10 protein-coding genes are annotated in these 13,053 nt (G+C 65.7%); 7 read left to right on the top strand and 3 right to left on the bottom strand.

From position 1 onward, the window contains the following. The first annotated feature begins 59 nt into the window (after positions 1-59). Together ACZBJS_RS10350 and ACZBJS_RS10345 are read left to right on the top strand one after the other, a co-directional pair. A complete protein-coding gene (locus ACZBJS_RS10350) occupies positions 60-1,181 on the top strand; it encodes a molybdopterin-binding protein (RefSeq protein WP_463438696.1) in 1,122 nt (373 codons plus the stop codon). A gap of 9 nt (positions 1,182-1,190) precedes the next feature. Beyond that, entirely contained in the window at positions 1,191-3,140 is a 1,950-nt protein-coding gene (locus ACZBJS_RS10345) for a molybdopterin biosynthesis protein (RefSeq protein ID WP_463438695.1), read from the top strand. Between the two features lie 244 nt (positions 3,141-3,384). Here the strand turns inward: ACZBJS_RS10345 and ACZBJS_RS10340 are convergent, their stop codons facing one another. Both ACZBJS_RS10340 and ACZBJS_RS10335 read right to left on the bottom strand, forming a co-directional pair. Further along, entirely contained in the window at positions 3,385-5,916 is a 2,532-nt protein-coding gene (locus tag ACZBJS_RS10340) for a fused MFS/spermidine synthase (protein WP_463438694.1), read from the bottom strand. A 215-nt stretch (positions 5,917-6,131) separates the two neighbouring features. Then, complete coding sequence (locus ACZBJS_RS10335; protein WP_016847487.1) at positions 6,132-6,443, bottom strand: hypothetical protein; 312 nt, start codon at positions 6,441-6,443, stop codon at positions 6,132-6,134. A 473-nt stretch (positions 6,444-6,916) separates the two neighbouring features. On the opposite strand from ACZBJS_RS10335, the gene ACZBJS_RS10330 reads away from it, so the two are divergent. From ACZBJS_RS10330 to ACZBJS_RS10310, 5 genes are all read left to right on the top strand, one after another. Beyond that, positions 6,917-7,219, top strand: a complete 303-nt coding sequence (locus ACZBJS_RS10330; RefSeq protein ID WP_456822314.1) for a hypothetical protein — start codon at positions 6,917-6,919, stop codon at positions 7,217-7,219. A 159-nt stretch (positions 7,220-7,378) separates the two neighbouring features. Next, positions 7,379-7,924: a molybdopterin-guanine dinucleotide biosynthesis protein B gene (gene mobB / locus ACZBJS_RS10325; RefSeq protein ID WP_141339621.1), complete on the top strand. Its 546-nt coding sequence runs from the start codon at positions 7,379-7,381 to the stop codon at positions 7,922-7,924. 53 nt (positions 7,925-7,977) lie between these two features. Continuing rightward, complete coding sequence (locus ACZBJS_RS10320; protein WP_057014863.1) at positions 7,978-8,247, top strand: sulfurtransferase TusA family protein; 270 nt, start codon at positions 7,978-7,980, stop codon at positions 8,245-8,247. Between the two features lie 325 nt (positions 8,248-8,572). Next, positions 8,573-10,228: an OFA family MFS transporter gene (locus ACZBJS_RS10315; protein ID WP_463438693.1), complete on the top strand. Its 1,656-nt coding sequence runs from the start codon at positions 8,573-8,575 to the stop codon at positions 10,226-10,228. Between the two features lie 151 nt (positions 10,229-10,379). Further along, positions 10,380-10,628, top strand: a complete 249-nt coding sequence (locus tag ACZBJS_RS10310; RefSeq protein ID WP_028342462.1) for a hypothetical protein — start codon at positions 10,380-10,382, stop codon at positions 10,626-10,628. 39 nt (positions 10,629-10,667) lie between these two features. On the opposite strand, the gene lon is transcribed toward ACZBJS_RS10310, so the two are convergent. Further along, positions 10,668-13,046 carry an endopeptidase La gene (gene lon, locus ACZBJS_RS10305; RefSeq protein WP_463438692.1) on the bottom strand — a complete coding sequence of 793 codons (2,379 nt, stop codon included), beginning with the start codon at positions 13,044-13,046 and terminating at the stop codon, positions 10,668-10,670. Positions 13,047-13,053 lie beyond the last annotated feature (7 nt).

Raw genomic sequence — 13,053 nt, 5'->3', positions numbered from 1 at the left:
GCAGCCCCGGTCGGGCGAGAGGCAGTTTCTTTCGGGGCCGATTCAGTCCATAGCGGGCCATGGTCACCGCCCAGCGCCTTCCGCCTTCGCTCACCCCGCTCGTTGCGACACTGGCTGCCGTGCTGCGCGACGTCGGGCCGGTCCAGCCGATCGCGTTGCCGCCGGCCGACGCCTTGCGCTGCATTGCGGCCGAGATGCCGGCCTTGCGCGCCTATCCGCCGCGCGATGTCGCGGTCAGCGACGGGTGGGCGATGCGCGCCAATGACCTGGTCGGCGCGTCGTCCTATGCGCCATTGCCGCTGGCCGAACCTCCGGTCTGGGTGGCGGCAGGCGCAGCGATGCCTGATGGTACCGACTGCGTGGTCGATGCCGATGCCGTCGATACCTCCGGTCCGCTTGCGCAGGTGCTCGCCGAAGCAATCCCGGGGCAGGGCGTCAGGCGTGCCGGCAGCGACATCGCCGTTGGGCGCACCGTGATCGCAGCAGGGGAGCCGCTGCTGCCGCGCGGCCTGCTGCTCGCGCGCGCGGCCGGACTGCAGATGTTGCGCGTGCGACGGCCGCGGCTTCGCATCGTCAACGTCGCCAATGGTGAGCTGACCGCACAACTGATCGCTGACACCGCGCGCCTCGCGGGCGCTGAGGTCGTCGGCATCGAGGCCGCACCCGATGTGGCGGCGATTGCAAACGCACTCGATACGGACGGTTGCGATCTCATCATCACGATCGGGGGCACTGGCGTTGGTCACACCGATGCGACAGTGAATGCGCTGGCATCGCGCGGCACGCTGATAGCGCACGGCATTGCCCTGCAACCGGGGCGCACCGCAGCGGTCGGCCGTATCCACACAACGCCGGTCGTCGCCTTGCCGGGCGCGCCGGATCAGGCTTTCGCGGCCTGGTGGGCGATTGCGCTTCCCCTGCTCGACCGCCTGTCGGGCCGGCGCGCGCGCAAAACACTGGCGCTGCCGCTGGAACGCAAGATCGCCTCCGGCGTCGGCGTTGCCGAGGTCGTGCTGCTGATACGCGAGCAAGGTACTCAACAGGATTCCTGGGCGGCACTTGCCATCGGCGACCTGTCACTCGATGCCATCGTGCGCGCCGAAGCCCTGCTGATCGTGCCCGGCGCTGCCGAGGGCTTCGCTGCGGGCGCGGTTGTCGATGCCTATATGTTGCGGGAGTGAGTTCCCGAGATGAGCAACACGTTCACGCCGAAACCCAACCCGTCCGTCGAGCAGGACCAGTTCCTGACCATCCTGTCGCGCGAGGAGGCGCTCGCGCGCTTCGAGGCGGCGCTGTTCCCGCGCCAATTGCCGTCCGAGAAACGGCTGCTCGCCGATGCGCTCGGCCGTGCGCTGGCGGAGGACGTGGTGGCGCCGATCGACGTGCCGCCATTCGATCGCTCCAATGTCGACGGCTTTGCCGTGCGCTCGGCCGATCTGGTGCGCGCCGGCGAGGCCGCGCCGGTGCAGCTCGCGCTGAACGACGAGACGATTTCGTGCGGGACTGCGCCCACCCTGCCGGTGCTCCCGGGTACTGCAACTGCGATCGCGACCGGCGGTCCGGTACCGCGCGGCGCTGATGCCATCGTGATGGTCGAGCACACCCAGCTCGCCGGCCACGGCACCATCGAGGTGCGGCGTGCGGCATCGCCCGGCCAGTTCGTGTCCTATGCCGGCTCCGACATCGCGCGCGGCGAGGCCCTGCTGCGCGCGGGAACGATGATCGGGTCGCGCGAGATCGGCATGCTCGCGGCCTGCGGCATCGCCGAGGTTGCGCTGACGCGCCGTCCGCGCGTCGCGATCCTCTCGACCGGCGACGAACTGGTGCAGCCGGGTGAGAAGCTGCGGCCGGCCGCGATCTACGATACCAATGGTGCGATCGTCACCGCGGCGATTGCCGAGAACGGCGGTGACGCGGCGTTCCTTGGCGCGATCGCCGACAACGAGGCGATGCTCGAGGCCGCGATGCGCAAGGCGCTGGCGGACAGCGACATGCTGGTGCTGTCAGGCGGCACCTCCAAGGGTGCGGGTGACGTCTCGCACCGGATCATCGCTCGCCTCGGCAAGCCCGGCATCATCGCGCATGGCGTGGCGCTGAAGCCCGGCAAGCCGCTGTGCCTTGCGGTGTGCGACGGCAAGCCGGTGGTCATCCTGCCGGGCTTTCCGACCTCGGCGATGTTCACCTTCCACGACATGATCGTGCCGGTGCTGCGGCGGATGGCCGGGCTGCCGCCGCGATCGGATGCCAAGGTGGCGGCGAAGGTGCCGGTGCGCATCGCCTCCGAGCTCGGGCGTACCGAGTTCGTGATGGTGTCGCTGGTCGAGGGCGCCGACGGCCTGATCGCCTATCCCGGCGGCAAGGGTTCGGGCGCGATCACGTCGTTTGCGCAGGCCGACGGCTTCCTGAAGATCGAGGCGCTGGCCGACCAGTTGCCGGCCGGCAGCGAGGCCGAGGTGACGCTGTTCACGCCGCATGTGCGGGTGCCCGATCTCGTCATCGTCGGCAGCCATTGCACCGGGCTCGATCTCGTCACCGCGCCGCTGGCGCATGACGGTCTCGTGGTGCGCTCGATCGCGGTCGGCAGCCTCGGCGGGCTCGCTGCCGCCAAGCGCGGCGAATGCGATCTCGCCCCGATCCATTTGTTCGACGACAAGACCGAGACCTACAACACGCCGTATCTGGCCGACGGGCTCGAGCTGGTGCCGGGCTGGCGGCGCATGCAGGGCATCGTGTTTCGCAAGGACGACACGCGCTTTGCCGGCTTGAGCGCAGAGCAGGCGGTGCGCGCCGCGCTCGCCGATCCCGCCTGCATCATGGTCAACCGCAACCAGGGTGCCGGCACCCGCATCCTGATCGATCGCTTGCTGGCGGGCCGCCGTCCCGACGGTTACTGGAATCAGCCCCGCTCGCACAATGCGGTTGCGGCCGCGGTGGCGCAGCACCGCGCCGACTGGGGCATGACCATCGCGCCCGTCGCCGATGCGTCGGGACTCGGCTTCATACCGTTCGCCGAAGAGCATTATGACTTCGCATTGGTGACGGCGCGCAAGCACCGGCCCGCGGTGCAGGCCTTTCTCGATGCGCTGGCGTCGGATGAAGGCCGGGCTGCATTGACGAAGGCGGGGTTCAGGCCGGCGTAGCCGGTGTGCGCTCTGCCGCACCATCACAGCTCTCGTCCCTGCGAAAGCAGGAACCCATACGCCGCGGCGGGCGTTACAGGCGGGCCTCGCCGTTCCAGCATCGCGTAACAATTTGCGTTTGTGGTTATGGGTCCCTGCTTTCGCAGGGACGACACTGAGCTTGTTGCGCTAGCTGTGAGTCAAAACATCCGCATTCTCGCGACATTCGGGGACTTCCTGATGCGGTGTGCCGAAGGCACCCTGATCACTCGCTCAGCTTGCGGTCCAGGAAGTCGACGTAGGAATTGTCCGGGTCCAGTTTGACGGCCAGGCGAAGCGCGGCCCGGGCGGCGGACTTGTCGCCGTCGGCCGTGGCCTTGTGCTCGTCCAGGATCGCATTGGCCACCGTGCGCGCGGTGTCGAGACGGGCCTCGTCGATGGAACGGTCGGCAAGATAGGCTTCCACCGGCTCGCGGAGGCGCTTCAGTTCGTCCACGCTGACCGAACCCAGCGGATACCAGTTGTAATATTCGAGACGCGGCCGATCATCCGTGAGGGTCGGCACATCCCCGACAAAGGCCGCGAGTTTTTCATCGGCGGCGATGAATGTCGCCAGGAAATCCTCGGGCGAGCCGAGGCCGTTCGCCGTCAGGTCTTCAGCCACCGCGGGCTTCGACATGCGCATGGCGAGCTCGTGCGGATCGATGTTCAACGGTTCATCGGAGGCGATCGCCACGCCTTCCATTCTGGACGGCAGCCACAGCGAGACATGCTTGAACTGGCCCATCATGGCCTTGAGTATCATCTTCGGAAGGATGCCGCGGTTGAAATCCAGCGGCACCCATTGCGCGAGAACGCCGCCGGGACGCATCCTCTGCTTTGCCAGCGCATAGAATTCCTCCGTGTAGAGGTTGATGACGCCGGCATCATGGGGCGGTGGCGGCTCGAGCGTGATGACGTCAAATGTCTCCTTGGTCCCCAGCAGGAAGTGGCGCCCGTCCGCGACGATCTGATGGACTTTGGGATTTTGATAGAATTGCTTGTTGATCGGCACGAAGTGGGGCGCAAATTCGAACACCGTCGATGCCAGATCGACCGCGTCGATGGATTGCAATTCTTCATGGGTGCTCACCGCTCCCACCGTGGTTCCGGTCCCGATGCAAATGACGACAGCCGTTTCAACCGGGCCCTGGTGCAGCAGAACGGGATAGTGCCCCATCGCGGCCATGTAGCGTCTGCCCTCGGGACGGTTGTTGGCATAGCTCTTCGAATTCACCACCAACTGCTGATAGGTGCCCGCCGCCTTCTCGCGATACTCGACCACCGCAAACGTCGCTTGCCGGGTTTCCCGCAACTCGAGCACATTGGCGCCTTCGATCGCGGTCAGGACCCGCTCCAGATAGTGCGGAGTGAAGAGCAGCAGTGCTACGGCGATGACGCTCGCGGCGATCGTCCCCTGCCGCCACAGGCTCCTTTCTCTCAGAAGATCCGGCTGCGACACGGTGGTCGCGACGAACAGCAGGACGTTCACGACAATCAGCGCGGTGAGCGCGCCCTGGCTGCCCAGATACGGGATCAGCAGAAAGCCCGCCGCCAGCGAACCCACGACGCCGCCAATCGTGTTCAAGGCGTAGAGCGTGCCGATCCTGCGGCCCAGCGCGCTCATCTGCATCACGGTCAGCTCGCTGGCCAGGGGAAAGCTGATGCCGATCAGCATCGTCGGCAGCAACAGCGCAACAGCGCAGACCAGGAAGAATGAAACGTCACCCCCCAACAGCTCCTGCACCGGGACTGGAAGCAGGCCCGATACGATGGGAGACAGCGCTACTCCCATGGTCCGCGCCTTGCCGAGCATTCCGACGGTCAGCGTGGCTGCAACCGCGATCAGCAGCTGCGTCACGGCGAAGTATCGCAGCAATTGATCCTTGCGGGGGGCGAGCAGCCTGGCGCAGATCAGGGCGCCGATCACGAGCCCCAGCAGGTAAACGCCGAGCATGCCCGAGAACGCGTAGACGCTCGAGGTGCTGACATTGGTCAGGAATCGGAACCAGACGACCTCATAGGCGATCGATACAAAACCGGAGCACGCGAAAATCCAGATCAGGATCGACGTCCTGCCACGCGCGGTCGCGGCGGTTTGCACCGGCGCCTGTGCCGCGACCGGCAAGAGCGGGCTTGCGCCGCGCGCAACGAACAGGGCAACGACGCCGACGCAGACATACAGCGCTGCCGCAACCAGGCTTGATCCCGCGATGCCCCAGAGGCCCATCAGCACAAAGCCGACCGCCAGGGTGCCGATGGCGGCGCCCAGGGTGTTGAACCCGTAGAGCAGGCCGATCCGATTGGCGAGGTCGGTTTGTGTGCGGGTCAGGAATTTCACCAGGAAGGGCAGGGTCGCGCCCATCAACATCGTTGGCAGCGACAGGATGGCGAGCGACACGGCGACCATGAGAGGCAGCCGGAATGGCGACTCCAGATCCAGCATCGGTGACAGCCAGCCCACCCATGTCGGCCAATGCGACAGGAACGCGGTGACCGCGAGAGAAACGAGGGCGAGGGCGAGTTCGAGCAACCCGTAGATTTTCAGCGGGCGGCTGACGGTGTCGGCGATCCGGCCTCCCAGGGCGCTGCCCAGCGAGAGGCCGAAAAAGAAGCTTGCCACCGTGACGCTGACGGAGACGGTCGCGCTTCCCAGCACGAATTGCAGTTGCTTGAACCAGAGAACCTGCAGGATCAGCGATGCCGCGCCCGATGCCAGAAAGATCGCCGTGACCAGAACCCGGTTTTTCAGGCTCACGGCGTCTCGAACGTCACCACGATTGCGCACTGGACCGCTCTCCCGTTGAACGGAGAACAGGTAAGGCGAATGCTCTTAATATTGCCTTATGGCGGAGCAGCGCCGCGCGGCAGCCGGATCCCGTTGAGATTGCTCGTAAAATTGCCGTTTGGCGGATGCTTGCAGGGGGCCGAACGATCGCGCTGCGAGCGGGCCTTTTGCGTTGCCGATCCAGCTCAGTGCCGCATGGCCGTCTCCACGAACTCCAGCACGGAGCGCGGGACCTCTTCGTATTCGACGAAACGGCGCCGAAGCTCGTCGGCAATGTCGGTCGTGACGTCGCGCGACCATCCTTCGTTGGTATTGAAGGCCACGATGCGGACCGGGCGGCTGTACTGGTCATCCAGCAGACGCCGGATCAGCGTTTTCCGGTCAGTGCCTTCTTCGTCGGTTTCGCTCCAGGCACGGCCCAGTCGGCCAAAATCGTTCAGCACCAGATAGGTGTCGTGATCGATTGAATGCGGCACAATCGAAGGCGAGCGAGGCATACATAGTCCTCCATGCTGCACATTATCGTGTTCCGATCGCCCTGCGTATCGGAAATTTCGAGGTAAATCCGCTGGATAGCGGGATCGCGCGTGACGTGAGCGGGGGCTGCAACATGCATTGGAGCAAACCGTCCCGTCGCTGGTTATCTCTTGTCACCGACATGGGCCCTGTTGTGGATGTCGGTGGTTGAGCGACCGATGGGGCTCCCACCCGCTCGAGGAGCGGAGCGATGTTAAGAAGGCTTCGTTTTAGGAACACAACGCTGGAAGAAGTGCTGGCAGTCGATACGCAGCGGCCGCGGAAGAGGCTGCGGATGCGTGACCAGCCCCCGAGAGAGAGCCGATCGGCAAGGCTGGCCAAGCCGGGGCGGCCGGTCAGTCAACGAACCGACTGACCCTGCGGGATAGCGAGCCGAGCCCAACTTGCGCGGCGGCGCGTGAACGGGTTCGCCGATTGCGGCGACCAATCGATCATGGCATTCGACACCGCCAACTTCCGTAAGATTGCCGCGCTCGTCGCGGCGGCCGGCACCTTGTTCTGGCTCTACACCTTCTACGCCATCGCCCATGTGCCGCCTGGCGACGGTACCGGCTTCCAGTGGCTGGCGGTCTTTCCGCTCGGCCTAGTGTTCGGCCTGTTCTTCCTGCCGGCCTGGCTGCTCGTCGCCATCGGCCGATTGCCGAGATTCACCGCGGCGCTTGGGGTCTGTGGCCTGATCGCGTTCGCGGTGCTGTGGGCGCAGCTGCTGCAGGAGTTTCCGAGGGCGGTCCTCTAGCGCGCCAGCCCATCCTCATCCGCCGGCGAGCCTGGCATGACATTGCTCCAAGGCTGATATAAGCAGCGTTGGGCGCAAGTCGCGGCTTTCCGCCGTCACGGCTGGTCCCGGCCATCCATGTCGGGCGGAACCGCGGGCGTGGATACCCTAACGATTGGCATGTCTTCGGAGACGCGTATGAAAGTGATTGGCCTCGCGGGCTGGAGCGGTGCCGGCAAGACCACCCTGCTGTCGCGGGTGATCCCCTGCCTGCTGGGCCGCGGCCTGCGCGTCTCCGTAATCAAGCACGCCCACCATGAATTCGATGTCGACGTGCCCGGCAAGGACTCCTGGGTGCACCGGCAGTCCGGTGCGACCGAGGTGCTGGTGTCCTCGACGCGGCGCTGGGCGCTGATGCACGAGCTGCGCGGCGCCGATGAGCCGCGGCTGCCGGAGCTGCTCGCCAAGATGGCGCAGGTCGATCTGGTCGTGGTCGAAGGCTTCAAGCGCGAGCCGGTCAACAAGATCGAGGTGTACCGCGCCGCCAACGGCAAGCCGCTGCTGTTTCCCGACGACCCGCGCGTAGTCGGGATTGCCAGCGATGTCGCCGTTGCAACCACGCTGCCGGTCGCGCATCTCGACGACATCGAGGACGTTGCCGAATTGATGCTGCGCGCCGCGATTCCCGTCGACGACGTGCTCGCGTCGGCTCCGGCCGAAGGCTGACGTGGATGAGGGGCGGCGTTGACGATGCAGGACGGCTTCGCCATGGTCGAACCATGACAACGACGAAGCTCGATCTCACCGGCCTGAAATGCCCGCTGCCGGCGCTGAAGACGCGCAAGGCCCTCCGGAGCGTGACGGCGGGAGATTTCCTCGAGGTGCACTGCACCGATCCGCTTTCGGTGATCGATATCCCGGCCCTGATCCAGGAGACCGGCGACAAGGTCGAGATCACCGAACGAAGCGACGCCCGGATCGTTTTCTTGATCGAGAAGATCAATGGAGCGATAGGCAATTCGAATGCTGCGTTGCCGCGTACGCGCTAGATGCAGCTTGATATCTACCTTTTGCCTATCGACACCTATTTTCCATTCTGCGCGAATTGATAATGTCCGCCGGGTTGTGGTGATGGAGTTGTGCTCGAGTGTTGGCGCATCGACGGACAACGACTGGGCCTGTGTCCAGATCACGGGCTGCACGGCCGGGCATATCCGGCCGTATTGGGGGTTAGCATTTCCGGAATGTGCGTGGTTGGTCCCGACGCATTGAGGAAATGTGCGGAGCTGCCGGCTGACGCTGGCCGCAATGGGCTGAGACGGGATCGAAGATGCAGATGCGCCTGTCGTAATGGCGGCTGCAGGGGAGGTGTCAATGACCACAGTGAGCAGCGCCGGACGCGTATCCGCGACAGGCGCAGGTTTCCTCGACAAGGAACATACAATCGCGACCGCCGGCTTCAACCGCTGGCTGGTGCCGCCGGCCGCGCTCTGCATCCATCTGTGCATCGGCATGGCTTACGGCTTCTCGGTGTTCTGGCTGCCGCTGTCGCGCGCGATCGGCCTGACCGCGCCGAAGGCGTGCCCCGACACCTCGCTGGTGCAGGAGCTGTTCACCACCACCTGCGACTGGAAGGTCGCGAGCCTCGGCTGGATGTACACGCTGTTCTTCGTGCTGCTCGGCGTCTCCGCCGCGATCTGGGGCGGCTGGCTCGAGAAGGTCGGTCCGCGCAAGGCCGGCTTCGTCGCGGCGCTGTGCTGGGCCGGCGGTCTCGTGATCGGCGCGCTCGGCGTCTACACGCACCAGCTCTGGCTGATGTGGCTCGGCTCCGGCGTGATCGGCGGCGTCGGCCTCGGCCTCGGCTACATCTCGCCGGTGTCGACGCTGGTGAAATGGTTCCCCGACCGGCGCGGCATGGCGACCGGCATGGCGATCATGGGCTTCGGCGGCGGCGCGATGATCGGCGCCCCGCTCGCCGACAGGCTGATGAACTACTTCAAGACCCCGACCTCGGTCGGCGTCTGGGAGACCTTCCTCGCCATGGGCGCGATCTACTTCGTGTTCATGATGATCGGCGCGTTCCGCTATCGCATCCCGCCGGCCGGCTGGCAGCCCGAAGGCTGGACGCCGCCGACGAAGGCCAACGCGATGATCTCGAGCAAGCACGTCCATCTCGACAACGCGCACAAGACGCCGCAATTCTGGCTGATCTGGTGGGTGCTCTGCCTGAACGTGTCGGCGGGCATCGGCGTGATCGGCATGGCCTCGCCGATGCTGCAGGAGATCTTCGCGGGCAAGCTGATCGGCCTGCCCAATGTCGGCTTCAACCAGCTCGATGCCGGACAGAAGGCGCAGATCGCGGCGATCGCGGCCGGCTTTGCCGGATTGCTGTCGCTGTTCAACATCGGCGGCCGCTTCTTCTGGGCGTCGCTGTCGGACAAGATCGGCCGCAAGAACACCTACTACACGTTCTTCATCCTCGGCATCGCGCTCTACGCGCTGGCGCCGACCTTCGCCGCGATGGGATCGAAGCTGTTGTTCGTGCTCGGCTTCGGCATCATCCTGTCGATGTATGGCGGCGGCTTCGCCACCGTGCCGGCCTATCTCGCCGACATGTTCGGCACCCAGTTCGTCGGCGCCATCCACGGCCGTCTGCTGACGGCATGGTCGACCGCCGGCATCATCGGTCCTGTCGTGGTGAACTACATCCGTGAGTTCCAGCTGGCCGCAGGCGTGCCGCGCGACCAGCTCTACAACACCACGATGTACATCCTGTGCGCCATGTTGATCGCGGGCCTGATCTGCAACTACCTGATCAAGCCGGTCGATGCGAAATGGCATATGAGCGACGCCGAGGTTGCCAAACTGCAGGATGCGAGCGCCAGCGCCGCGGCGGCCGGACCGCATGGTTCCTACGGGATCGGGTTCGGCGGGCTCGACGCCAAGGCGGCGCTGTTCTGGCTGTTCGTCGGCATTCCGCTGGCGTGGGGCGTCTACATGACGCTGCTCAGCGCGGTCAAAATCCTCTGATCGCAGTTCAGGCCGCGCGCGGACCATCTGGTATCCCGCGCGGCCTGAAGCGTTTTCGAGCGAAGTGGATGCCGGTTCGCGTGAAGAAGACGCGTCAAGCAAGAAGCTCTACGCCGTTCAATTCAACAGATAATCAAGGGACATTTCAGTCATGTTTCGTACCGCAAGCTGTCTTGTGGCCGCCCTGCTTCTCGCCGGCTCGTTGCACACCGCGTCAGCCCAGACCACCGAGGCCAAGCCGTCCAAGGTCAAGCTCACCATGCAGAAGCTGAAGGACATGAAGGCGAAGTGGAAGGCCAACAAGCCAAAGCTGAAGGCTTGCCGCGCCGAGGTGAAGTCGAAGGGCCTGACCGGCGACGACCGCTGGTTCTACATCGAAGAATGCATGGGCAAGAGCTGAGCGGCACCGCTCCGCCCTCTTGTTGCGTTCGAGACGCGGTCACTCCGCGGCGGCGGGCGTCGTCTTGGCGGCCTCCAGCGCGGCTGCGATCGCCTCGTCGACCCGTTCGAGCCAGATGAACTCCAGCTTGGCGCGGGCGCTGGCGGGGATGTCGTCGAAGTCGCGCTTGTTGCGCGCCGGCAGCATCACCCGGGTCAGGCCGGCGGCCGCGGCCGCGACCACCTTCTCCTTGATGCCGCCGACCGGCAGCACCAGGCCGCGCAGCGAGATCTCGCCGGTCATCGCGGTATCGCTGCGCACCGTGCGATCGGTCAGGAGCGAGGTGAGGGCGGTGAACATCGCAACGCCCGCGCTCGGACCGTCCTTCGGCGTCGCGCCGGCCGGAACGTGGACGTGGATGTCGCTCTTCTCGAACACGCCGGGGTCGATGCCGAGCTGCGAGGCCCGGCTCTTCACCAGGGTTAGCGCGGCCTGCACGCTCTCGCGCATCACCTCGCCGAGCTGGCCGGTGAGGATCAACGCGCCGCGGCCCGGCGTGCGCGACGCCTCGATGAACAGGATGTCGCCGCCGACCGGGGTCCAGGCCAGCCCGGTGGCAACGCCCGGGATGCTGGTGCGCATCGCGATCTCGTTCTCGAACCTCGGCTGGCCGAGCAGCGAGACGATGTCCTTCGGTGCGATGGTGACGTGGCTGGTGCTGCCCTCGGCGATCTGCACCGCGACGTTGCGCAGCACCTTGCCGATCTCGCGCTCCAGGTTGCGCACGCCGGCCTCGCGGGTGTAGCTGCGGATGATCAGCCGCAGCGCATCCGCATCGATCTCGACCTGCTCGGCCTTGATGCCGTTGGCCTCGAGCTGGCGGCGGACCAGATAGCGCTTGGCGATCTCGAGCTTCTCGTCCTCGGTGTAGCCGGCGAGACTGATCAGCTCCATGCGGTCGAGCAGCGGGCCGGGGACGCCGTCGAGCATGTTGGCGGTGGCGATGAACACGACGCGCGAGAGGTCGAACGGCACGCCGAGATAATTGTCGCGGAAGGTGCTGTTCTGCTCGGGGTCGAGCACTTCCAGCATCGCGGCCGACGGATCGCCCTGGATGCCACGGCCCATCTTGTCGATCTCGTCCAGCATCATCACGCAATTGCGCGCGCCGGCCTTCTTGATCGCCTGGATGATGTTGCCGGGCAGCGCCCCGATATAGGTGCGGCGATGGCCGCGGATCTCGGCCTCGTCATGCACGCCGCCGAGCGAGACGCGGACGAATGGCCGCGCCATCGCGCGCGCGATCGATTGGCCGAGCGAGGTCTTGCCGACCCCGGGCGGCCCGAGGAAGCACAGGATCGGCGCCTTGCCGCCGGGCGCGAGCTTGCGCACCGCGAGATATTCGATGATGCGGCTCTTGATCTTCTCGAGGCCATAATGGTCCTGGTCGAGGATCTTGCGCGCCTCCGCGATGTCGATCGGCTTCTCCTCCGGAATGCTCCAGGGCAGGTCGATCAGCCAGTCGAGATAGCTGCGCACCATGCCGGATTCGGCCGCTGCCTCCGGCATCCGCTCGTAGCGGCGCAGTTCCTTCTGCGCCTGGCTTTCGGCCTCCGGCGGCATCTTGGCCTCGACGATCGCCTTGGTCAGCTCGGCGACTTCCGCGGCCTTGCCGTCACCTTCGCCGAGCTGGCGCTGGATCGTCGCCATCTGCTCGCGCAGGATCGCCTCGCGCTGCCGCTCGTCGAACACGGCCTTGGTCTTCTGCCCGATCTCCTGGCTCAGCCGCAGCACCTCGATGCGCTCGGCGAGGTGACGCGACACCTTGTCCATCCGCGCCACGAGATCGATGGTTTCCAGGATGTCCTGCTTCTCCGACGGCTTGATGTCCATGTAGGACGTCGCAAGGTCGGCAAGGGTTGCCGGCGAGGTGGTGCCCTGCAGCGCGGCGATCAGCTCCTGCGGCACTTGCGGCAGCAATTGCGCGGCCTCCAGCGCCTGGCGCTGCAGATTGAGGAAGCGCGCCTCGATCTCGGCCGAGGTGGTGGTCGGCTCCGGGATTTGCAGCACGCGGGCCGCGAGGAACGGCGTGCCGGGCAGATAGTCGAGCACGCGCATGCGCTGCACGCCCTGGCAGACCAGATGGTGGGTGTCGTCCGCACCGGTGATGTAGCGCACGATGTTGGCGACGGTGCCGACGCGGTAAAGCCCGTCGGGGCCGGGATCGTTGGTCTCGGGATCGCGCTGCAGCAGGATGCCGATCGGCCGCTGCTCGCGCACCGCCTGCTGCGCCGCGGCAATCGAGGTCGCCCGGGCGATCGTGATCGGAATGATGACATCCGGAAACAGCACGGTGTTGCGCACCGGGACGATGATCAGCGCGTCGCTCGGGATCGGCGTCGAAGTTGAAGCTGGGCTTGAAATGTCTGAGGCAGCCATGTCGAAA

This window comes from Bradyrhizobium sp. KZN70725, from assembly GCF_055264925.1.
The sequence above is the reverse complement of the archived record's forward strand: the minus strand, read 5'-3'. Positions and strand labels throughout refer to the sequence as shown.

Coding starts and splice junctions, on each gene's coding strand:
- mobB (WP_141339621.1), top strand. CDS start 7,379: ATGTCTTCGGAGACGCGTATGAAAGTGATTGGCCTCGCGGGCTGGAGC.
- ACZBJS_RS10310 (WP_028342462.1), top strand. CDS start 10,380: ATGTTTCGTACCGCAAGCTGTCTTGTGGCCGCCCTGCTTCTCGCCGGC.
- ACZBJS_RS10335 (WP_016847487.1), bottom strand. CDS start 6,443: ATGCCTCGCTCGCCTTCGATTGTGCCGCATTCAATCGATCACGACACC.
- ACZBJS_RS10350 (WP_463438696.1), top strand. CDS start 60: ATGGTCACCGCCCAGCGCCTTCCGCCTTCGCTCACCCCGCTCGTTGCG.
- lon (WP_463438692.1), bottom strand. CDS start 13,046: ATGGCTGCCTCAGACATTTCAAGCCCAGCTTCAACTTCGACGCCGATC.
- ACZBJS_RS10330 (WP_456822314.1), top strand. CDS start 6,917: ATGGCATTCGACACCGCCAACTTCCGTAAGATTGCCGCGCTCGTCGCG.
- ACZBJS_RS10320 (WP_057014863.1), top strand. CDS start 7,978: ATGACAACGACGAAGCTCGATCTCACCGGCCTGAAATGCCCGCTGCCG.
- ACZBJS_RS10315 (WP_463438693.1), top strand. CDS start 8,573: ATGACCACAGTGAGCAGCGCCGGACGCGTATCCGCGACAGGCGCAGGT.
- ACZBJS_RS10345 (WP_463438695.1), top strand. CDS start 1,191: ATGAGCAACACGTTCACGCCGAAACCCAACCCGTCCGTCGAGCAGGAC.